A 19,880-nucleotide genomic window follows, 5' to 3' on the forward strand; every position below is an offset into this window, starting at 1 on the left:
GAGCGAATTCTCCATCAAGCTCGGCACCAACGAGCTGATGAACAGCCGTCTCTCCGGCTCGGAAGCCGCGCTCGCGACGCTTGCCGCGAAAAGGATCGAAAAGGCTGCCAAGCCGCATGTGCTCATTGGCGGCCTCGGCATGGGCTTTACGTTGCGCGCCGCGCTCGGTGTGCTCGGGAGCAAGGCAACGATCGTGGTGGCCGAGCTGGTGCCGCAGGTTGTCGCCTGGGCGCGGGGGCCGATGGCGGAGCTGTTTGGCGATAGCCTCAACGATCGGCGCGTCAGCATCCAGGAGGCCGACGTCGCGAGGCTGATCGAGCGACAGCCGCTCACCTTCGATGCGATCCTGCTCGATGTCGACAACGGACCGGAAGGCCTCACCCGCAAGGCCAATGACGCGCTGTACGACGTGTCCGGACTGAGAGTTGCACGGTCCGCGCTGCGACCAGGCGGCGTGCTCGCGGTCTGGTCATCAGGGCCGAATGCGAAGTTCACGAGGTCGCTTCGTCAGGCCGGGTTTGCCGTCAACGAAGTGGCCGTCCGCGCCACCGGCAGAGGTGGTGGCGCACGACACGTCATCTGGATCGCGACGAATGAGCCTACGCAGCTTTCGCCGTCGCCCGATGCGCGTGCGCGTCGATCGCGTCGATGATCTGTGGCCACATTGGGATCGGCAATGCGTGTCCCATGCCCTCGATCATCAGGAGCTTTGCGCCGGGGATCGAGGCCGCGGTGTCCTTGCCGCCCTCGGGGCGCACCAGCGGGTCGACCGTGCCGTGGATGACCAGTGTCGGCGCCTTGACGCTGCGCAAGCGCTCCTTGCGGCTGCCGGACGCCAGCACCGCGCGGAGCTGGCGTCCAACGCCGGCCGGATTGAGCCCGCGCGCGTAGGTGCGTTCCGCGCGTGAACGGTCGAGCGCTTCGTCCTCCGGGAACGAGCCGTTGCGCAGCACCTTCCAGGTCTGTGCGAACCGCGCGAAATATTCCTCCTTGGTCGCCGGCGGCGGCGCCATCAGCACCGCGCCTGCCTCTCGGCTCGGCCCCGGCACCTTGGGATTGCCCGTGGTCGACATGATCGAGGTCAGCGAGAGCACGCGCTCCGGAAACGTGATCGCGATCTCCTGTGCGATCATGCCGCCCATCGATGCCCCGACCACGTGCGCTTTCCTGATACCGAGTGCGTCCATCAGCCCGATCGCGTCTCGCGCCATGTCGATCAGTCGGTAGGGCGCCGCGACGGGGATCCTCAGGAAACGCAGCTTGAGCAGCTCGAGCGCCGTCAGCCGCTTGCCGCCGCTCATATGCGAGGATTTGCCGATGTCGCGGTTGTCGAACCGGATCACGCGAAAGCCGCGCGCGGCGAGCTGCCGGCAGAACTCGTCGTCCCAGTGGATCATCTGGGCGCCGAGGCCCATGATCAGCAGCAACGGTTCAGCATCCGCATCACCGAAGATCTCGTAGCAGATGTCGATGCCATTGGCGCGGACGATCTGCGGCGGCTGATGGGCAAGCGAGGTCACGGGCATCCCCTGTTGGTATCGCGGTCAGGAACCTCTATGCCATGGTTTGACGCAGCGCAGAAGGCCTTCAACGCCGCGGCTCGCGCCGTGCTGTTGACCGATCAGCGACAACAGTGTCGTATGGCACAAACAAGTCGAAGCGCGGCAAGCGCTCGGAATTGGTGAGGAGGAGCGCCGCATGGCCGACAAGGGCAACGACCCTGCCGTGATCTGGCAGACGATGATTGGCGAGATGGAGAAGGGGTTCAACTCCTTCGGCAACCAGTTGATGACCTCGCCGGAATTTTCCAAGGTGATGAACCAGGCCGGCGGCGTCGCGGCTGGCGCGCAGAAGCAGCTTGGCGAGCTGATGGAGAAATATCTGCTCGCGATGAACCTGCCGAGCCGCGCCCAGCTCGTCGGCATGGCCGAACGCCTGCAGTCGATCGAGGGGCAGCTCAACGAGATCAAGACGCTGCTGCAGCAGGTGCACCACAACTCGCTCGCGCCGGATGACGGCCACGGCGCAACGCCACGGCCGCCACGCACCAAGCAGCCGCCGTCGGAGGGAGAGCCAAAATGAATGCTCCCACCGGGTTTGATTTCGCCTCGATCTCGGAACGGGTGCAATCCGAAGTGCAGCGCGCGATCCAGCGCAGCATCAAGGGCGTCGAATATTTCTCGACCTCCGGGCCCTCGCTCGGCGAGACGCCGAAGGATGTGTTGTATTCGCGCGGCACCATGAACCTCTATCACTACCGGCCGCAGGCGAGCGAAGTCTATCGCGTGCCGGTCCTGATCGTGATGGCGACCACCAACCGCGGCTACATCCTCGATCTGGTGCCGGGGCAGAGCTTCATCGAATTCCTGCTCAAGCGCGGCTACGACGTCTACATGCTGGACTGGACCGCGCCGAAGCCGGAAGAGAAATCGCTGCGGATGGAGGACTACGTCCTGGACTTCATCCCGGACTCTGTTCGCCGCGTGCAGCAGGATTCCGGCGAGAAGGATATCTCGGTCATCGGCTATTGCTTCGGCGGCGTGCTATCGTTGCTCTACGGCTCGATCTTCAACGATGGGCCGATGAAGAACCTGATCTGCTTCACCACGCCGATCGACTTCCACGAGATGAAGTTGTTCTCGAACTTCGCCGACCGCCGCTATTTCGACGTCGACCGCCTGATCGAGAGCACCGGCAACATGCCGCCGGAACTGATCCTGCAATCGTTCGACATGTTGCGGCCGGCCGCGCGTGTCGTCGGCCAGATCCAGCTCTGGGACAACATCTGGAACGACGAGTTCGTGAAGTCCTACCGGATGTTCGATCGCTGGGCGACCGATACGCTACCGCTCGCGGGCGAATATTTCCGCACCATCACCAAGGACCTGATGTGGGACAACAAGCTCTACAACGACACCATGACGGTCGGCGGCCGCGAGGCGAAGCTTGCCGACATCAAGGTGCCGATCCTGCACGCGGTCGCCGAGCACGATCACATCGTGCCTTATGATGCGGCGAAGCACCTGATCACCAAGATCGGCTCCGAGGACAAGGAGGAGGTGATGCTGAAAGGCGGTCACGTCTCGCTCGTCGCCGGCGCCAATGCAATCAAGCGGCTGTGGCCGAAACTGGACTCCTGGTTGGGCAAGAGATCGACATGACCGAACAACGTTCCTATCCGCGCCACGTCAAGACCGAGGCCGGTCACATCGAATTCCGGCTGATGACGCGCAGCGACGAGGCCGCGGTGCTGGCCTTCGCGCAGAAGCTGCCGACGCATGACCTCCTGTTCCTGCCGCGCAACATCAGCCAGCCCAAGGTGCTGTCGGCCTGGATCAACGAGATCGAGCGTGGCGACATCACGAGCCTGCTCGCGATCAAGGACGGTAAGGTGGTCGGCTGCGGCACGCTGGTGCGCGATCCGCATTCGTGGTCACCGCACGTCGGCGAGATCCGGATGGTGGTGTCGCTCGAGGTGCGCGGGCAGGGTGTCGGCCGGGCGCTTTCGCAGGAAACCTTTGCCATCGCACTGGGAGCGGGGCTCGAGAAGTTCTCGGTGCAGATGACGGTCGACCAGCGGGCGGCGATCGCGCTGTTCGAAAGCCTCGGCTTCAAGGCGGAGGCCCTGCTGCGCGACCATGTCCGCGATGTCGAAGGCAAGACCCATGACATCGTGGTGCTCGGGCACAATGTGGCGCAGGTTCGGGCGCAGATGGAGGCCTACGGGCTGCCAGGCGCAGTTCAGTAGTATTTTAATACCGCTAATTGTCTAATCCGCAGGCAATCAGCCCGCTCCTTATGCTCTTCACCGGTTCGTGATATCGCGCTGCAACATTAATGTTGCGGTGCATCATTCGCTGTGGCACAACAGCATTGCCCCGGGCCATTCCGGACGGGGTGAGCCCATAGCTCAAAAATGAGGATGGAGAGACCCCAATGACCACCGAGACCAATTCCGTGCTGAACAGCGTCAAGGAAGCTTTCGCGCCCGTCACCGAGGCGTTCACCAAGCTCCAGAACCTGGAAGTGCCGGAAGCCGCCCGTGAGTTCGTGAAGAAGCAGGCTGAGACCGCCAAGGTGCGCGCCGCCGACCTGCACGCCGGTTCTGAGAAGGTGACCGCCGTGATCGAGTCCGCTGTCGCCGGTTCGGTGACCGAAGCCGCCAAGATCAGCCGCAACATCCAGCAGGCGATCTATCAGGATGCCGAGGCGTTCTTCTCGGGCATCGACAAGCTCGCGTCCGCGAAGTCGCTGAGCGAAGCTGCCCAGATCCAGTCGGAGTTGGCCCGTGCGAGCGGCGAAGTGTTCGTCTCGCGGGCGAAGGCCACGACCGAATATCTCGGCAAGCTCGTCGCCGACGGTGCCAAGACCGCGCAGGACAACTTCGCCAAGGTCTACGGCAAGACCGCCTGATCGCACTTGCACTGAACAACTGCCCTTTTCGAAGGCCCGCCGTTTCGCGGGCCTTCTTTTTTGCCGACGCTTCTCATACATCGGTGACGTCGCGCCGATTGCTTCGCTTCGTTCGCAATGAAGGCTAGTGTGCGGCCAGTGCGAGAGCTTCCTCGATCCCCATGACCCTTCCTGCCGCCCTCATTGCGACACCCGTCGATGCCGAACGCGCCGCCGAGCTGCGGCGGGTGAAGTGGCTGGCGACCGGTGTACTGGCGGCAACCCTCATCATCTTCGTCGTCTCGAAGGCGCTGCTGCCGATGCATCCCGTGTTCGGCTTCATCGCTGCATTTGCCGAGGCCGCGACCATCGGCGGACTGGCCGACTGGTATGCCGTCGTCGCCCTGTTCAAGCGGCCGCTGGGGCTGCCGATCCCGCACACCGCGATCATCCAGAGCAATCAGGAGCGCATCGCCGAGAAGCTCGGCGAGTTCATCGAGAACAACTTTCTGGAATCCGGCCCGGTCGAGGCCAAGCTGCGCGAGATCGATTTCGGCAGCTTCATTGCCGACTGGCTGCGCGACCGCAAACGATCCGAGGATCTCGCCCGCTTCGTGCTGCGGATGCTGCCCGAAGCGTTTGCGGCGACGGAGAGCTCGGGCTTGATGCAGTTCATCAGCCGCCGCATCACGACGCAGGTGCTCTCGATTGACCTCGCGCCGCTTGCGGCCGGCGCGCTGCGCGGCTTCGTGCAGGAGGGCAAGCATGGCGGCCTGCTCGACGATATCCTGCGCGTGCTGCACCAGACGCTGACGCAGAAAGAGACCATGGCGGTGATCCGCGACAAGGTGCGCGCGGAGATGCCGACGCTGTTGAGACTCTATCGTGCCGACAAGTTCGTGGTGAACCGGATCATCGCCTCGGCCACGAAATTCTTCGAGGAGGTACGCAACGATCCGCAGCATCCGTTCCGCGGTGAGTTCGACCGCATGCTGCTGTCTTTCGTCGACCGGCTCGGCAGCGACAAGGCATTCGCCGATCGCATCGACGGGCTCAAGCGCGATCTGATGGCGCGGCCGGAGCTCGCCAATCTCGGGCGCACCATCTGGGCCAACGTCAAGGATTTCATCGAGCGCAGCGCTTCGGGCGAGTCGCAGGTGCTGCAGCATCAGCTGGCACGAATGTTCGTCGAGGCGGGCGACGCGCTCGACGGCGATGCCGACCTGCGCGGCGAAATCAACCAGGGCCTGGTCGCGATCCTGCGCACGGTCGTCGCCGAGCAGAAGAGCGGCGTTTCGAGCTTCATCGCCGACCAGATGAAGAGCTGGGACATGGAGCAATTGATCTCGTTGATCGAGGTCAATGTCGGCAAGGATCTGCAATACATCCGCTTCAACGGCTCGCTGATCGGCGGGCTTGCCGGTCTCGCGCTTTACACGCTCGAATATGTGCTGCGGTTGCTGTGACCGATTTGGCACGGAAGCCGTTTTAGTTGTGGCAAGTGTGATCTGCTCCGCTTGCAGGAAAGTGATCAGTTCCCTAGCTTTTCAAGGTTGATTGTTGCGTTGCGGAACGATTCCGCCGGGTTTGCGTCAGTCCTATTGACCCATCCTGTTGATCGTCACCGGCCGCCCGAGATGTCAGGGGCCGCGCTGGAAGAGGAGTTGAAATGCCCGTTGCCGCGCAGACGCTACGCCCGCCGTCCAGGACGCTGATGTTTCTGGAAGGCCGCGCCATCCATGAGCTCGGTGCCTTCCTCGGTGCTTTGCCGCTGTTGAGCCTCGCCCCGCGCGGTGACGGACATCCGGTGCTGGTGCTGCCCGGCCTGATCGCGTCGGATGTTTCAACCCGTCCTCTGCGTCACTTCCTCAGGAGCAAGGGCTACGCCGTCAGCGGTTGGCGGCAGGGCCGCAACCTTGGGCTTCGCGACGGCGTGCAGAATGCGATGATCGATCTGCTGCAGGAAATGAACGATGAGCACGGCCGCAAGGTCTCGCTGGTCGGCTGGAGCCTCGGCGGCCTCTATGCGCGTCAACTCGCCAAGATGATGCCGGAGCGGGTGCGTCAGGTAATCACGCTTGGCAGCCCGTTCGCGGCGGGTCCGAAGGCGACCAACGCCTGGCGGGTCTATGAGATGGCCAGCGGCCGTCGCGCCGACGAAGAGGATGCCCGCTTCGGCGGCTCGCTCGCTGGTGCGCCCCCCGTGCCGACCACCGCGATCTTCAGCCGCACCGACGGCGTCTGCGCTTGGCAGGGCTGCCGCGAGCAGGCGTCCGCGATGTCCGAGAGCATCGAGGTCGAGAGCAGCCATTGCGGCATGGGCCATCATCCGGCGGTGGTCTACGCGGTTGCCGATCGTCTCGGACAGAACGAAGGCGAATGGGCGCCGTTCGATCGGGGCGGCTGGCGCAGCATCGTCTATCCGGATCCCAATCGGTAGAACTTGTCGGTCCCTCTTCACCTCGCCCCGCGTGCGGGGAGAGGTCGGATTGCATCGTAGATGCAATCCGGGTGAGGGGGATTCTCCGCAGACTCATACCCATCCAATTCGCCGAGGCAGCCCCTCACCCAACCCTCTAAGAGCGAGCTTCGCTCGTCTCGACCCCCCGCAAGAGCGCGGTGAGGGAGCAGAGGCGTCGTCTCGCGCATTGTCGTGAATCGACAAACGCGCTATGCGTTGAGGCATGCCACCGCCGCTTGCCCGCATCGTCGACCAATTGAAGCGCGAGCCGTCGCGCACCGGCTCGATCATCATCACCGTGTTCGGCGACGCCATCGTGCCGCGCGGCGCCTCGGTGTGGCTCGGCACGTTGCTCGAGTTTTTCAAGTCGCTCGACATCGACGGCAACGTGGTGCGCACCGCGATGTCGCGGCTCGCCGCCGACGGCTGGCTCGAACGCAGCAAGGTCGGACGCAACAGCTTCTATCGGCTGAACGCAAAGGGCCGGCAGACCTTCGATACCGCGACCAAACACATCTACGATCCGCCGCCGTCGGACTGGACCGGCCGCTTCGAATTGCTGTTGATCGGCAATGTCGAGGATCGCGATGCCTCGCGCGAGGCGCTGAAGAACTCCGGCTTCGGCAGTCCGCTGCCCGGCGTGTGGGTCGCACCGTCGGGCGTGCCGATTCCCGATGAGGCCGCGCATGCGATCCGCCTCGAAGTCTCCGCGGAAGACGACAGTGGGCGGCGGCTGCTCAGCGAGAGCTGGCCGCTCGACCGCACCGCGGACGCCTATCTGAAGTTCATGAAGACGTTCGAGCCGTTGCACGGCTGGATCGTTCGTGGCGAACCGCTGGCCGACGCCGACGCCTTCACCGCGCGGATTCTTCTGATCCACCACTACCGTCGTGTGGTGCTGCGCGATCCCCTGTTGCCGGCGCCGCTCTTGCCGAAGGACTGGCCGGGCAGGGCCGCGCGAAAGCTCTGCGGTGAGATCTATCGAGGCGTGCTTTCGCAGTCCGAACAATGGCTTGACGATCACGCATCCAACGAGGACGGCCCGCTTTCGAAGCCCAATGGAGCGGTCGGCCGGCGCTTCGAGGGGACGTAAATATGTTACAAAAACTTCTTGCATTATGAAATTTATGTTATATATTGGCCCCAATAACACCCCGGGAGGTCGGCCATGTATACGCAGGCGCTCAACACGTCCGACGGCGACGATCGCGCGGTCGAGGATGCCGCCCGAGCCGCGGAGTTTCAGGCACGTATCGATCAGGACGAGCGGATCGAGCCGAACGACTGGATGCCGGCCGCCTATCGCAAGACGCTGACCCGGCAGATTTCCCAACACGCCCATTCCGAAATCGTCGGCATGCTGCCGGAAGGCAACTGGATCACGCGCGCGCCGAGCCTGCGCCGCAAGGCCGCGCTGCTCGCCAAGGTGCAGGACGAGTGCGGCCACGGTCTCTATCTTTATGCCGCCGCCGAGACACTCGGCACATCGCGCGAAGAACTGGTCGATGCGATGCTGGCGGGGAAGGCGAAATATTCCTCGATCTTCAACTATCCGACGCTGACCTGGGCCGATATCGGCACCATCGGCTGGCTGGTCGACGGCGCGGCGATCATGAACCAGATCCCGCTGTGCCGCTGCTCCTACGGTCCCTATGCGCGCGCGATGATCCGCGTCTGCAAGGAGGAGTCGTTCCACCAGCGCCAGGGCTTCGAGATCATGGTGACGCTGTGCCGCGGCACGGCGGAGCAGAAGGCGATGGCCCAGAACGCGCTGGATCGCTGGTGGTGGCCGGTGCTGATGATGTTCGGCCCGCCGGACCAGGCGAGCCAGCACGGCGACACCTCGACCAGGTGGAAGATCAAGCGCTTCTCCAACGACGAGCTGCGCCAGAAATTCGTCGATGCCACCGTGCCGCAGGCGCAGTTCCTGGGTCTGACCATTCCCGATCCCGGCATGAAGCAGAACGAAAACGGCAACTGGGAATACAGCCCGATCGACTGGGAAGAGTTCAAGCAGGTGCTGGCCGGCAATGGTCCCTGCAACCGCGATCGGCTCGCGGCGCGCCGCAAGGCGCATGAGGAGGGCGCCTGGGTGCGCGAGGCCGCGATGGCCTATGCCGAGAAGCGCAAGAGCCGCCAGCTCGCGCAAGCCGCCGAATAAGGGAACGCAGCCGATGGCCACGCCGAACACGCCGCTCTGGGAAGTCTTCATCCGCAGCCGCAACGGGCTCGCGCACAAGCATGTCGGCTCGTTGCATGCGACGGATGCCACGTTGGCGCTGCAGGCCGCGCGCGACATCTACACCCGCCGCGGCGAGGGCCTCTCGATCTGGGTGGTGCCGTCGAATGCGATCACCGCGTCCGATCCGTCCGAGAAGGGCATGATGTTCGAGCCGGCGGAGTCGAAGATCTACCGCCATCCGACGTTTTACGACGTACCCGACGAAGTCGGGCATATGTGATCTCTCTCCCCTCATGGTGAGGAGCGCGGAACGCGCGTCTCGAACCATGAGGCCCGTGCACAGTGATCGTGGCCCATCCTTCGAGACGCGCCTTCGGCGCTCCTCAGGTTGAGGTCTGAGCAAGTGGATCCAGGTAGGAAAAGCAGAATGGCAGCCGCCAACATTGTGGTTTCCGAAACGCCGCTGGTGCTCTACGCGCTGCGCCGCGGCGACGATGCCTTGATCCTCGGCCACCGGCTCTCCGAATGGTGCGGCCATGCGCCGGCGATGGAAGAGGACATGGCGCTCGCCAATATGGGGCTTGACCTGCTCGGCCAGGCTCGCGAGCTCTACGCCTACGCTGCCAAGGTCGAAGGCAAGGACAATGACGAGGACAAGTTCGCCTATCTGCGTCATGTCCGACAGTACCGCAATCTGCTGCTGGTAGAGCAGCCGAACGGCGACTTCGCCCGTACCATGGTGCGGCAGTTCTTCTATGCGGCGTTTGCCGATCTCTACTGGCGCGCGATGATGGCATCGGCGGATCCGACGCTGGCTGCGATCGCGGCAAAGTCGGAGAAGGAGAGTGCTTACCACCTGCGGCATACGTCAGAATGGATCGTCCGTCTCGGCGACGGTACCGAGGAAAGCCATCGTCGTGCTCAAACCGCGATCGACGATCTCTGGGCCTTTACCGGCGAGATGTTTGCCGTCGACGGCAGCGAGCGCGGCCTGATCGACGCCGGCATCGCGACCGATCCGGCGGTGCTGCAGCCGCGCTGGCTGAAAACCGTCACGGGCGTGGTCAACGAGGCGACACTGTCGCTGCCGACAAGCAGCTGGATGCAGCAGGGCGGCCGCAGCGGCCGGCACAGCGAGCATCTCGGCCATCTCCTCAGCGAGTTGCAGTCGTTGCAACGAACCTTTCCGGGGGCGACATGGTGACATCAGCGATCAGCGACGCCGACCTGCGCCAGCGTGCCTGGGCTGCGGCGGCGCAGGTGGTCGATCCCGAAATCCCAGTGCTGACCATCGCCGATCTCGGCGTGCTGCGGAATGTCGCAGTCCACGACGGGCATGTCGAGGTCGCGATTACGCCGACCTATTCCGGCTGCCCCGCGATGAACATGATCGCGCTTGAAATCGCGGTCGCGCTGGAACGCGAAGGCATTCAACGACCCAGGGTGCGGACCGTGCTGTCGCCGGCCTGGACCACCGACTGGATGAGCGAGGACGGTCGCCGCAAGCTCAAGGAGTACGGCATCGCGCCGCCGCTGCCGGGCTCCTCGCGCCGCGCGCTGTTCGGCGAGCAGATGGTCGCGTGCCCGCAATGCGGCTCCACTGAGACCGAACTGCTGTCCGAGTTTGGCTCGACCTCCTGCAAGGCGTTGTGGCGTTGCAAGAGCTGCCGCGAACCCTTCGATTACTTCAAGTGTCATTGATCATGTCGACTCCGCGCTTTCACCGTCTGGCCGTCAACGACCTGCGCCGCGAGGCGTCCGATGCCGTCTCCATGACGTTTGCGATCCCCGAAGAACTCCGCAGCGACTATGGTTTCACGCCCGGCCAGTACCTGACGCTGCGCACCACGATGGACGGCGAGGAGGTCCGCCGCTCCTATTCGATCTGCTCGGGGCCCGATGATGGCGAGCTGCGCATTGCGGTGAAGAAGGTCGATGGTGGCGCGTTCTCGAGCTGGGCGGCGCACGATTTGAAGGCCGGCGACGAGCTCGATGTGATGACGCCGACCGGGCGCTTCGGCATCGCGCATGCACCCGAGCAGGCGCGGACCTATGCCGGCTTTGCCGCCGGCAGCGGCATCACGCCGATCCTCTCGATCATCAAGGGCGTGCTGGCGCGGGAGCCGGACAGCCGGTTCTTCCTGTTCTACGGCAACCGCTCGACCGAGGGCATGTTGTTCCGCGAGGAGCTGGAGGAGCTGAAGGACCGCTTCATGCAGCGGCTATCGGTGTTCCACGTCATCTCGGGCGAGGAGCAGGACATTCCGATCCTGCATGGTCGGCTCGACGGCGAGAAGGTGCGGGTGCTGCTGCGCTCGCTGGTGCCGGCTGAGAGCATCGATCACGTCTTCATCTGCGGTCCAGCCGGGATGAGCGAGGCGATCGAGGTGGCTTGCCGCAATATCGGGATCACCGACGAACGTATCCATGTCGAGCGCTTCGTCTCGGAATTCGGCGGCAAACCGCGGCCGAAGATCGTTGTTCCTGCCGGCGCACCGCCGAAGGCGACGGCGAGCCTGATCATCGACGGCAAGCGACGTGAGGTGCCCGTGGCCGACGGCGAGTCGATCCTCGACGCCGCGCTGCGCGCCGGCATGGACCTGCCGTTCGCCTGCAAGGGCGGCATGTGCTCGACCTGCCGCGCCAAGCTGGTCGAGGGTGATGCCGCGATGGATCTGAATTATTCGCTCGAGCCGTGGGAGCTGAAGGCGGGGTTCATCCTCACCTGCCAGGCCAAGCCGTGCTCCGAGAAGGTCGTGGTCGATTACGACCACGTTTAGCTGTCATTCCGGGGTCGATGCTGCGCATCGCCCTGGAATGACGGAAGTAGCGTTGACGCAGTCGGCGTGGCGCTCAAGACTGATGCCGACAAGAGGCTCGTCGTAACGGGCTCGATGACAGGGAGTTCGATGTGAACGTCAAGGCCACGCTATCGCCCGAAGACATTGCCCGTGCTTGCGCGGAGGCGATGTGGAAGGAGGACGACGCCAGCAAGGGGCTCGGCATGGAGATCGTCGAGATCAAGCCGGGGCTCGCGGTGATGGCGATGACGGTGCAGCCGCACATGGTCAACGGCCAGCGCATCTGCCATGGCGGCTTCATCTTCACGCTGGCCGATTCCGCCTTCGCGTTTGCCTGCAACAGCCACAATGAGCGCGTCGTGGCAGCGCAGGGCAATATCACCTTCATCCGGCCCGGTAAACTCGGTGACCGCCTGGTCGCCACCGCGCGCGAGATTTCGCGCAGCGCCCGTTCGGGAATCTACGATGTACGCGTGACAGCAGGCGACACCGTGATCGCCGAATTTCGCGGCCACTCGCGGGTGATCTCGGGCACATGGTTGCCGGAGACGGACAGCACGACATAACGATCGATCTCGAGGGACTTGCGATGGTTACGGCAAAGCAGAAGGTGAAGGAGGGCGGCTATCGCTCCGAGCTCGACGAGGCCGAACGCGCTTCGCGGGACGAGATCAGGGCGCTGCAGACCACACGGCTCGCCTGGTCGCTCAAGCATGCCTACGACAATGTCGCGCACTACAGGAAAGCGTTCGACGCGGCCGGGGTGCATCCGTCGGATTTCAAAGAGCTCTCGGACCTTGCTAAGTTCCCGTTCACGGTGAAGACGGATCTGCGCGACAACTACCCCTTCAATATGTTCGCCGTGCCGCGCGAGAAGCTGGTGCGGGTCCACGCTTCGTCCGGCACGACAGGCAAGCCGATCGTGGTCGGCTACACCAGGGGTGACATCGATGTCTGGTCGGATGTGATGGCGCGCTCGATCCGCGCCGCCGGTGGCCGTACCGGAATGCTGATGCACAACGCCTATGGTTACGGTCTGTTCACCGGTGGCCTCGGCGCGCATTACGGCGCCGAGCGACTCGGTTGCACGGTGATCCCGATCTCCGGCGGCATGACCGAGCGGCAGGTGCAGCTCATCAACGACTTCAAGCCCGACATCATCACGGTGACGCCGAGCTACATGCTGGCGATCCTCGACGAGTTTAAGAAGCAGGGACTCGACCCGCGCAAATCGTCGCTGAAATTCGGCATCTTCGGTGCGGAGCCCTGGACCAACGCAATGCGCATCGAGATCGAGCAGGCCTTCGATATGGACGCCACCGACATCTACGGGCTCTCCGAGGTGATCGGCCCCGGCGTCGCGCAGGAATGCGTGGAGACGAAGGACGGTCTGCACATCTGGGAAGATCATTTCTATCCGGAGGTGATCGACCCTGCGACGGGCAAGGTGCTGCCCGATGGCGAGAAGGGCGAGCTGGTGTTCACCTCGCTGACCAAGGAAGGCTTTCCGATTATCCGCTACCGCACCCGCGACCTGACGCGGCTGCTGCCGGGCACCGCGCGACCCGGCATGCGGCGGATGGAGAAGGTCACCGGCCGCTCCGACGACATGATCATCCTGCGCGGCGTCAACGTGTTCCCGACCCAGATCGAGGAGGTCCTGCTGGCGACCGACTGGTGCGGCGGCCATTTCATCATCGAGTTGACACGCGAGGGGCGGATGGACGAGATGACCGTGCTTGCCGAAGCCCGCCCCGAGAGCTGGGACGGCAACGGCCTGATCGTGCACGCCGAGAAGGTCTCCAACTTCATCAAGAACACGATCGGCATCACCACCCGCGTCCGCGCCGTTGCCCCCGAGACCCTGGAACGTTCGCTCGGCAAGGCAAAACGTGTTTACGACAAGCGGCCGAAAGGGTAACTCCTGCTTTGAAATAGAGCAGGACTGCCCTCGATGCCGGTTTCCCCTGAGCCTGACGCCCTCTCGGTAGACGCGCGCTGCGTGCGGCTTCTGGCCAAGGCGGAGAACGCGGCGGCGATTGCGCCGGTGGTCGAGACGCACGCGCTGTCGCGCGGCGCTGCCGACGTCCTGATCGAGGTCAAAGCGGCCGCCGTCAATCCGTCCGACGTCAAGGCGGCGACTGGGCTGATGCCCTATGCCGTGTTCCCGCGTACCTCCGGGCGTGATTATGCCGGCGTCGTGGTTGACGGCCCGTCGGGCTGGATCGGGCGCGAGGTATTCGGCTCGTCCGGCGACCTCGGCATCCGCCGCGACGGCACCCACGCCACCCATCTGGTGGTCGAGGCCGATGCGGTCGTGGAGAGGCCGGCCGGCATCTCGTGGGAGGAAGCGGCCGGGATCGGCGTGCCCTTCGTCACCGCGATGGAAGGCCTGCGCCGCGCCGGGTTGCCGCAGAAGGGCGAGACCGTGCTCGTCATGGGCGTCAACGGCAAAGTCGGCCAGGCTGCGGTGCAGATCGCGAGCTGGCACGGTGCACGGGTCATCGGCGTCGTGCGCAAGAACGAGCCCTATGCCGGCCATACCAATTCACCGGTCGAGGTGATCGATGCTTCGACAACCGACATTGCGGAGCAGGTGCGCGCGCTGACCGGCGGCAAGGGCGCCGACATCGTCTACAATACGGTCGGCGATCCCTATTTCCAGGCCGCGCATGAGTCGCTGGCGTTGCGCGGCCGACAGATCCTGATCGCCGCGGTCGATCGCATCGTTCAGTTCAACATCCTGGAATTCTACCGCGGCCAGCACACCTATGTCGGCATCGATACGCTTGCACTGTCATCGATTGCGAGCGGGGCGGTGCTGCGTGAGCTAGCACCCGGTTTCGCGAGCGGGCATCTGAAGCCGTTTCCGATCGAGCCAGGCGCGGTCTATCCGCTGGAGCAGGCGAGGGCGGCGTTTCTCGCGGTCGCCGGCTCGTCGCGCGACCGCGTGATTCTGAGACCGTAATTCACCGTCATTGCGAGGAGCGAAGCGACGAAGCAATCCATTCTCTCCCGCCGCGGTGACATGGATTGCTTCGCTGCGCTCGCAATGACGAAACAACCGAAGGATTTGCATGGACCCGACCACCATTGTCATCCTCTCCGCCCTGATCATCGGCCTGATCTATGGTTCGGTCGGCCTCGTCAGCGGCTTCTGCATGATGAGCAGCCTGCGCGGTTGGTGGGCGCAAGGTGACGGGCGGCTCGTCCGCACTTATGCGCTGGCGATGGGCGTCGCAATCGCGGCTTCGCAGCTGCTCGTGACCGCGGGCCTCGTCGATCTCGGCAAGTCGATCTACTTGCAGCCGTCGTTCTCGGCACCAGTGATGTTCGTCGGCGGCCTCTTGTTCGGCTACGGCATGGTGCTGTCGAACGGCTGCGGTTCGCGCGCGCTGGTGCTGCTCGGCCGCGGCAATCTCCGTTCCTTCGTGGTCGTGATCGTGCTTGGCATCTTCGCCGAGATGACGCTGAAAGGGCTGATCGCGCCGGCGCGGATCGCGATGGTGCAGGTATCGCAGCTAACGCTCACGACCAATTCGGTGCCCGCAGTGCTCGCGAGCTTCGGCCTCGGCGCCCCGCAGGCGCGGATGATTGCCGCCTCGGTGCTTGCCGCCGCGCTGATCATCTTCGCGTTCGCGCATGCCCCGTTCCGGAGATCGCTCGGTCAGATCGTTGCCGGCCTGATCGTCGGCGGCCTCGTTGCTGCCGGCTGGTACGCCACCGGCCACCTCGGCGCCGATGATTTCAACCCGACGCCGGTAACCTCGCTCACCTTCATCGCGCCGATTGCCGACGCCCTGCAATATATGATGCTGTCGACCGGATCGACGCTGAATTTCGGCATCGTCACCGTGTTCGGCGTGTTCGCCGGCAGCTTGCTCACGGCGCTCGTCACCGGGCGGTTCCATTTGGAGGGCTATCAGTCGCCGCAGCATATGCTGCGTTCGGCAAGTGGCGGCGCGCTGATGGGAATTGGCGGCGTGATGGCGTTCGGATGCTCGGTCGGGCAGGGACTGACGGGGCTGTCGACGCTGTCGCTGTCGTCTCTTGTCGCGATCGCCGGCATCTTGCTCGGCACTGGCGCGGGTCTGCGCGGCGCGCTCCGGGTGAGGCCGTTGGCGACGGCTTGACCTCAAGCGCGCGACGGCGCGTCGGCAACCGTGCTCAGCGCGATCCCTCCGACGATCAGGGCCGCCGCGAGCGCCAGCGAGAGATCGACCGGTTCGCCAAGCAGAAGCGCTGCGCTGCCGATGCCGATGATGGGCGTCGCGGTCGTGCCCAGCGACGTCGTCAGCGCCGGCAGGCTCTTGTTGACCATCGACATCGCCCAGTAGGCCAGCGCGGTGCCGATGAATCCGGAATAGAGGAACAGCAGCGCAAGGTGAGGCGACCACGTCATGCGGGGGGCGCCTTCCGATGCCAGCGACATCGCGCTCAGCACAATGGTCGCGACCAGCACCTGCCATAGCAGGAGCTGCAGCGGCGTCGCGATCCAGCGATGCGACCGGATGTAGATGATGTTCGCGGCCCAGCTGATCGCAGCCAGGATGATCATGCCGGCACCGACGATCACGTGCAGATTGGTCCAGTCGAGCGAGGCGGGGTTGAGGATCACGCAAAGGCCCAGCAAGCCGGCAGCGACGCCGACGAGCTTGAGCACGCCGAGCCGTTCCGTTCCGGCGATGCCGGCGGCGAGTGCGACCCACAACGGAGTGGTGTAGCCCAGCACGATCCCCTTGCTCGCCGGGAGATAACGCAGGCCGGCGGCGACCAATGTCGAGAACAGCGTCATGTGCAGGAGCGCCACGCTCAGCACGACCGGGACGTCGGCCATCCTTGGAACGATCAGGTTGCCGGTTGCGCGCAGGATCACGAGCAGGCCGATCAGTGCGATCCAGCTCCGGATCGCCGCGGTCCACAGCGGCGGGACCTCCGCTACCAGCGATTTGGTCACCGACCAGTTGATGCCCCAGCCCAGCACCACGATGATGAACAGGATGGCGGCTTTGGCGGGCGCGAGTGATTGGTTCACGGCAGTGTCCTTGCAGGCGGGAGACATCCTGAATAGGATCTGTCTGGCTCTCTCGAAAGAGCCAGATTTTAGAGAGTTAGGGAGCCAGATTGATCCTCGCTGAACTGATCACGCTGAAGCGGTCGGATGAGGCCGGGCTGGCGGAACAGCTGACGCATCAGCTTCGCGAGCTGATTTCGGCGGGCAGCATCAGGCGTGGTGCCGCGCTTCCGTCGAGCCGCCAACTTGCGGCCGAGCTCGACGTATCGCGAAATACGGTCACGCATGCCTATGAGCAGCTCGCGGCCGAAGGCTATCTGCACGTCGCCGAACGGCGGCGCCCGGTCGTGACCGATGATATCGAGGAGCGGTTTGCCAAAGCCGCGCCGGTGCCGAAGCGTGATGCCGCGCGCAAGCCGCTGCTGTCACCCTGGGCCCTGAGGCTCCAGGATGTCGACTGGCCGCTGTCGTATCAGGCGGATTTTCGGCCGCTTCGCCCGGGGCTCGCGGATGCGCGCGAATTTCCACATGAGATCTGGGCGCGCTGTCTGCGCCGCAGCGCGCTACGCCGCCGCTTCAACGAGCAGACAGTCGTCAACCGGCAAAGCCTGCGGGATGCATTGCGCGGCTATCTTGAGGTCAACCGAGGCGTGCGCGCCGAGGCGGAGCAGGTCCTGATCCTGCCGACGGCGCAGGCGGCGCTGACGCTGATTGCGGCGACCGCGATCGTGCCAGGCGATGCGGTCTGGACGGAGGATCCCGGATATCCCGGTGCGGCTGCGGCGTTCCGCGCGGCCGGCGCGGATGTCCTCGGTATTCGGTTGGACGAATGGGGCATGATGCGCATGCGTGAGGCGCGGGCACCAAAGCTGATCTTCACGACGCCCTCGCACCAACATCCGACGGGGCGGGTGATGCCGGTGGCACGCCGTAGCGAACTCCTTGCGGCTGCCGAGCCCGGCAAGACCTGGATCGTCGAGGACGACTATGACGGCGAGTTTCACTACGACAGCCGTCCGATGCCGGCACTACAGGGGCTCGATCGGGAAGGGCGCGTGCTCTATGTCGGCACCTTCGCCAAGGCGATGACTGCTGACATTCGCTTCGGCTATCTCGTCGTGCCGTCCGCGCTGGCGCGGACGATGGAGATCGCGCAGCGGCATCTCGGGCTGATCGCGTCCGTGCACATCCAAGAGGCGCTGTCCGACTTCATGGCCGACGGGCATTTTCTGGCGCATATCAGGCGCATGCGGCGCATCTATCGGTCGCGCCGGGATCATCTTGCGGCAGGGCTCACGCGTCACCTGGGCGACGTCCTTGCGGCGGAGATCCCGCCGGGCGGCATGCAACTGATTGCCCGCTTCAGGGACCGCGCAGCAGATAGCGACGCCGTGGCGCGGCTGGTCGCCGCAGGCGTTGAGGTGCGTGCGTTGTCCAGCCTCGCGGTGGAACGGCCGCGCGACAGCGGTCTCTTGCTCGGCTTCGCGGCCTGGCGTGAGAATGAGATCGGCGCCGCGGTCCGGATCATGGCCAACTGCCTGGCCGGCAAGCGCGCGGCTCGTGGGTAGACGGCAAGGTGGACTGCACGATTTCGGAATATTGGAAATATCTCGCTGAGTTGCCCGACGTGTCAAGCTGCGTTTTCAAACGCCGGCGGCTGCCGGCTACTTTGCATGGGGTTGTTTTCGATATTTTGAGCTCGCCTCTGCGACGGCCGGCAAGCGGGCGAGGGGGCAGCCGACATGCTGCTACGGCTCGGCCCATCTCGCTGCGTTGCAGGCTTACTCCGTGGCCTTGGTGATGATCCGGATCTCCGACGTCAGCGTTTTGTGCACCGGGCATTTGTCGGCGATTTCCATCAGCCGCTTGCGCTGGTCGGCGTCGAGCTCGCCCTCGATCCTGATGACGCGGTCGATCTGGTCGAGCATGCCGTCGCGTGTCTCGCACTCCTCGCAATCCTTGGCGTAGATCTTGCTGTGCGTGAGCGTCACGGTGACGCGGTCAAGCCGCAGCGATTTGCGGTCGGCATACATGCGCATGGTCATCGACGTGCAGGCGCCGAGCCCGGCCAATACAAAATCATAGGGGCCGGGACCTGAGTCCTGGCCGCCGACGGCCGCCGGCTCGTCGGCCAGCATCCGGTGCGGACCTGTGGTGACGGTCTGCTGGAACTTGCTGGCACGGGTCTCCTGCACCACGACGTTGCGTGGCGCGCTGCCCGCGTCGGCTGCCAGCTGCGGCGCCGCGAGGTCGACGTAGCGCTCGGCCCACGCGCCGATGAGGTCGGCGACATAGGCCGCATCCTGCGTCCCGGTCAGGAGGTGATCGGAGCCCGCAAGCGATACGAAGCTTTTCGGATGCCTGGCCGCGACGAAGATATGTGTCGCGCTGTCGATGCCGACGGTATCGTCCGTCGGCGAGTGCATGACCAGCAGGGCCTTGTGCAGCTTGGTGACCTGCGCCATCAGGTTCTGCTCGGCGACATCATCGAGGAATTCCCGCTTGATGCGGAAGGGACGGCCGGCGAGCGACACCTCGACCTCGCCCTGCGCGCGAATGTCGTCGACCTTGTCCTTGAACAGATGCGTGACATGGGCGGGGTCGGACGGCGCGGCGATGGTGACGACGGCTTTCGCCTCGGCAATCTGCCCGGCCGCCGCGAGGATTGCCGCGCCGCCAAGACTGTGGCCGATCAGGATCGCGGGTGCCGCGCGTGTCTCGCGCAGATGGTCGGCGGCGCGGACGAGATCGGCGACATTCGACGAGAACGTCGAATTGGCGAAATCGCCTTCGCTGGAGCCAAGTCCCGTGAAGTCGAACCGCAGGGTTGCGATGCCCTTGGCCGTAAGCGCGACCGCGATGCGCTTTGCGGCAAGCACGTCCTTGCCGCAGGTGAAGCAATGCGCGAACAGCGCGTAGGCCCTGATCGGACCGTCGGGGCTATCAAGGGTCGCGGCGAGCTGATGGCCGCCCACACCGGTGAATTGAAAGCGTTCGTGCGGCACGGGCTGGCTCCATCATTGTCGTCGG

At 64.5% G+C, this 19,880-nt stretch carries 21 protein-coding genes; 18 read left to right on the forward strand and 3 right to left on the reverse strand.

The annotated features are described in order from the left end of the window. A partial coding sequence (locus AS156_RS12930; RefSeq protein ID WP_245312775.1) for a spermidine synthase family protein occupies positions 1 to 652 on the forward strand: 652 nt, incomplete at its 5' end. On the opposite strand, the gene AS156_RS12935 is transcribed toward AS156_RS12930, so the two are convergent. Beyond that, positions 600 to 1,526, reverse strand: a complete 927-nt coding sequence (locus AS156_RS12935) for an alpha/beta fold hydrolase (protein WP_082747487.1) — start codon at positions 1,524 to 1,526, stop codon at positions 600 to 602. The genes AS156_RS12930 and AS156_RS12935 overlap by 53 nt on opposite strands. A gap of 172 nt (positions 1,527 to 1,698) precedes the next feature. Here AS156_RS12935 and AS156_RS12940 point away from each other — a divergent pair, with 172 nt between their 5' ends. The 16 genes from AS156_RS12940 (at position 1,699) to AS156_RS13015 (ending at position 15,969) form a co-directional block, all read left to right on the forward strand. Continuing rightward, the gene (locus tag AS156_RS12940) at positions 1,699 to 2,082 is read left to right on the forward strand and encodes a hypothetical protein (protein WP_066504278.1); all 384 of its coding nucleotides are present in this window, start codon (positions 1,699 to 1,701) and stop codon (positions 2,080 to 2,082) included. After that, entirely contained in the window at positions 2,079 to 3,161 is a 1,083-nt protein-coding gene (locus AS156_RS12945) for a PHA/PHB synthase family protein (RefSeq protein ID WP_066504281.1), read from the forward strand. The genes AS156_RS12940 and AS156_RS12945 overlap by 4 nt, the downstream gene beginning before the upstream one ends. Next, positions 3,158 to 3,748, forward strand: coding sequence for a GNAT family N-acetyltransferase (locus tag AS156_RS12950; RefSeq protein WP_066504284.1), 591 nt, complete (start codon positions 3,158 to 3,160; stop codon positions 3,746 to 3,748). Before AS156_RS12945 ends, AS156_RS12950 begins: the two co-directional genes overlap by 4 nt. A gap of 188 nt (positions 3,749 to 3,936) precedes the next feature. Next, positions 3,937 to 4,413: a phasin gene (locus tag AS156_RS12955; protein ID WP_066504286.1), complete on the forward strand. Its 477-nt coding sequence runs from the start codon at positions 3,937 to 3,939 to the stop codon at positions 4,411 to 4,413. Positions 4,414 to 4,574: 161 nt separating this feature from the next. After that, complete coding sequence (locus AS156_RS12960) at positions 4,575 to 5,858, forward strand: DUF445 domain-containing protein (RefSeq protein WP_066504287.1); 1,284 nt, start codon at positions 4,575 to 4,577, stop codon at positions 5,856 to 5,858. Positions 5,859 to 6,061: 203 nt separating this feature from the next. Further along, positions 6,062 to 6,832, forward strand: a complete 771-nt coding sequence (locus tag AS156_RS12965; protein ID WP_066504290.1) for an esterase/lipase family protein — start codon at positions 6,062 to 6,064, stop codon at positions 6,830 to 6,832. Between the two features lie 244 nt (positions 6,833 to 7,076). Next, positions 7,077 to 7,946 (forward strand): phenylacetic acid degradation operon negative regulatory protein PaaX, encoded by an 870-nt coding sequence (gene paaX, locus AS156_RS12970; protein ID WP_066504293.1) that lies wholly within the window; start codon positions 7,077 to 7,079, stop codon positions 7,944 to 7,946. Between the two features lie 75 nt (positions 7,947 to 8,021). Then, positions 8,022 to 9,014 carry a 1,2-phenylacetyl-CoA epoxidase subunit PaaA gene (gene paaA, locus AS156_RS12975; RefSeq protein ID WP_066504296.1) on the forward strand — a complete coding sequence of 331 codons (993 nt, stop codon included), beginning with the start codon at positions 8,022 to 8,024 and terminating at the stop codon, positions 9,012 to 9,014. A gap of 13 nt (positions 9,015 to 9,027) precedes the next feature. Beyond that, positions 9,028 to 9,315, forward strand: coding sequence for a 1,2-phenylacetyl-CoA epoxidase subunit PaaB (gene paaB / locus AS156_RS12980; RefSeq protein WP_066504298.1), 288 nt, complete (start codon positions 9,028 to 9,030; stop codon positions 9,313 to 9,315). A gap of 147 nt (positions 9,316 to 9,462) precedes the next feature. Then, positions 9,463 to 10,239 (forward strand): 1,2-phenylacetyl-CoA epoxidase subunit PaaC, encoded by a 777-nt coding sequence (gene paaC / locus AS156_RS12985; RefSeq protein ID WP_066504299.1) that lies wholly within the window; start codon positions 9,463 to 9,465, stop codon positions 10,237 to 10,239. Then, the gene (gene paaD, locus AS156_RS12990) at positions 10,233 to 10,736 is read left to right on the forward strand and encodes a 1,2-phenylacetyl-CoA epoxidase subunit PaaD (RefSeq protein ID WP_066504300.1); all 504 of its coding nucleotides are present in this window, start codon (positions 10,233 to 10,235) and stop codon (positions 10,734 to 10,736) included. The genes paaC and paaD overlap by 7 nt, the downstream gene beginning before the upstream one ends. Positions 10,737 to 10,738: 2 nt before the next feature. Beyond that, positions 10,739 to 11,815 (forward strand): 1,2-phenylacetyl-CoA epoxidase subunit PaaE, encoded by a 1,077-nt coding sequence (gene paaE, locus AS156_RS12995; protein WP_066504301.1) that lies wholly within the window; start codon positions 10,739 to 10,741, stop codon positions 11,813 to 11,815. A 131-nt stretch (positions 11,816 to 11,946) separates the two neighbouring features. Then, positions 11,947 to 12,402: a hydroxyphenylacetyl-CoA thioesterase PaaI gene (gene paaI / locus AS156_RS13000; protein ID WP_066504302.1), complete on the forward strand. Its 456-nt coding sequence runs from the start codon at positions 11,947 to 11,949 to the stop codon at positions 12,400 to 12,402. 23 nt (positions 12,403 to 12,425) lie between these two features. After that, on the forward strand, positions 12,426 to 13,757 hold the full coding sequence (gene paaK / locus AS156_RS13005) for a phenylacetate--CoA ligase PaaK (RefSeq protein ID WP_066504737.1): 1,332 nt from the start codon (positions 12,426 to 12,428) through the stop codon (positions 13,755 to 13,757). Between the two features lie 33 nt (positions 13,758 to 13,790). After that, on the forward strand, positions 13,791 to 14,804 hold the full coding sequence (locus AS156_RS13010) for a quinone oxidoreductase family protein (RefSeq protein ID WP_066504304.1): 1,014 nt from the start codon (positions 13,791 to 13,793) through the stop codon (positions 14,802 to 14,804). Positions 14,805 to 14,913: 109 nt separating this feature from the next. After that, positions 14,914 to 15,969 (forward strand): YeeE/YedE family protein, encoded by a 1,056-nt coding sequence (locus tag AS156_RS13015; RefSeq protein ID WP_066504305.1) that lies wholly within the window; start codon positions 14,914 to 14,916, stop codon positions 15,967 to 15,969. A 2-nt stretch (positions 15,970 to 15,971) separates the two neighbouring features. On the opposite strand, the gene AS156_RS13020 is transcribed toward AS156_RS13015, so the two are convergent. Further along, positions 15,972 to 16,898 (reverse strand): DMT family transporter, encoded by a 927-nt coding sequence (locus AS156_RS13020; protein ID WP_066504308.1) that lies wholly within the window; start codon positions 16,896 to 16,898, stop codon positions 15,972 to 15,974. A gap of 65 nt (positions 16,899 to 16,963) precedes the next feature. Between AS156_RS13020 and pdxR the strand changes: the two genes are divergently transcribed. Then, the gene (gene pdxR / locus AS156_RS13025) at positions 16,964 to 18,418 is read left to right on the forward strand and encodes a MocR-like pyridoxine biosynthesis transcription factor PdxR (RefSeq protein ID WP_066504740.1); all 1,455 of its coding nucleotides are present in this window, start codon (positions 16,964 to 16,966) and stop codon (positions 18,416 to 18,418) included. Positions 18,419 to 18,631: 213 nt separating this feature from the next. Here pdxR and AS156_RS13030 read toward each other — a convergent pair whose 3' ends face one another. Then, the gene (locus AS156_RS13030; RefSeq protein ID WP_066504309.1) at positions 18,632 to 19,855 is read right to left on the reverse strand and encodes a bifunctional alpha/beta hydrolase/OsmC family protein; all 1,224 of its coding nucleotides are present in this window, start codon (positions 19,853 to 19,855) and stop codon (positions 18,632 to 18,634) included. Positions 19,856 to 19,880: the final 25 nt, after the last annotated feature.

Origin of the sequence: Bradyrhizobium macuxiense, from assembly GCF_001542415.1 — a bacterium.
In the GTDB taxonomy this organism is placed as follows: domain Bacteria; phylum Pseudomonadota; class Alphaproteobacteria; order Rhizobiales; family Xanthobacteraceae; genus Bradyrhizobium; species Bradyrhizobium macuxiense.